Origin of the sequence: Paractinoplanes atraurantiacus (genome assembly GCF_900215205.1) — a bacterium.
Classification (GTDB): Bacteria; Actinomycetota; Actinomycetes; order Mycobacteriales; family Micromonosporaceae; genus Actinoplanes; species Actinoplanes atraurantiacus.
This window is the reverse complement of record NZ_OBDY01000068.1, coordinates 1-1395: the sequence shown is the minus strand read 5'-3', so window position 1 is coordinate 1395 and position 1395 is coordinate 1. Positions and strand designations below refer to the sequence as shown.

Below are 1395 nucleotides of genomic sequence, written 5' to 3'. Positions count from 1 at the left end.
GGGTGAGACGTGATGCCGAGCCGTTTCAGGTGAAGTCATTGATCCTATGCTGTCGAGAAAAGCCTCTAGCGATGTTCCGAGCGGCCCGTACCCTAAACCGACACAGGTGGTCAGGTAGAGAATACTAAGGCGACGGGTGAACTGTGGTTAAGGAACTCGGCAAATTGCCCCCGTAACTTAGGGAGAAGGGGGGCCGGACGCGTGAAGCCCCGTGCGGGTGGAGCGTGGTATGGCCGCAGAGAGCAGGGGGAAGCGACTGTTTACTAAAAACACAGGTCCATGCCAAGTCGTAAGACGATGTATATGGACTGACGCCTGCCCGGTGCTGGAACGTTAAGGGGACCTGTTAGCCCGTAAGGGCGAGGCGGAGAACTTAAGCGCCAGTAAACGGCGGTGGTAACTATAACCATCCTAAGGTAGCGAAATTCCTTGTCGGGTAAGTTCCGACCTGCACGAATGGCGTAACGACTTCCCCACTGTCTCAACCACAGGCCCGGCGAAATTGCAGTACGAGTAAAGATGCTCGTTACGCGCGGCAGGACGGAAAGACCCCGGGACCTTTACTATAGCTTGACATTGGTATCCGAATTTAATTGTGTAGGATAGGTGGGAGCCGGTGAAGCTTGGACGCCAGTTCGGGTGGAGGCAATCTTGAAATACCACTCTGTTGGGTTTGGGTATCTAACTTGCGGCCCTGATCGGGTCGAGGGACAGTGTCTGGTGGGTAGTTTAACTGGGGCGGTTGCCTCCTAAAGGGTAACGGAGGCGCCCAAAGGTTCCCTCAGCCTGGTTGGCAATCAGGTGTTGAGTGTAAGTGCACAAGGGAGCTTGACTGTGAGACTGACGGGTCGAGCAGGGACGAAAGTCGGGACTAGTGATCCGGCACTTGCGTGTGGAAGCGGTGTCGCTCAACGGATAAAAGGTACCCCGGGGATAACAGGCTGATCTTCCCCAAGAGTCCATATCGACGGGATGGTTTGGCACCTCGATGTCGGCTCGTCGCATCCTGGGGCTGTAGCAGGTCCCAAGGGTTGGGCTGTTCGCCCATTAAAGCGGTACGCGAGCTGGGTTTAGAACGTCGTGAGACAGTTCGGTCCCTATCCGCCGTGCGCGTTGGATACTTGAGAAGGGCTGTCCCTAGTACGAGAGGACCGGGACGGACGAACCTCTGGTGTGCCAGTTGTCCCGCCAGGGGCACGGCTGGTTGGCTACGTTCGGAAGGGATAACCGCTGAAAGCATCTAAGCGGGAAGCCTGCTTCGAGATGAGGTATCCCACCACCTTGAGTGGGTAAGGCTCCCTATAGACGATGGGGTTGATAGGCCGGAGATGTAAGCCAGGTAACTGGTTCAGTCGACCGGTACTAATAGGCCGAGGGCTTAACCACCCTAAACTT

The 1395-nt window shown here is 56.1% G+C and carries 1 rRNA gene; it reads left to right on the top strand.

The annotated features are described in order from the left end of the window. Positions 1-1386 (top strand): 23S ribosomal RNA (locus tag CRP55_RS51275); the annotation flags it as partial. Between the last annotated feature and the right edge of the window lie 9 nt (positions 1387-1395).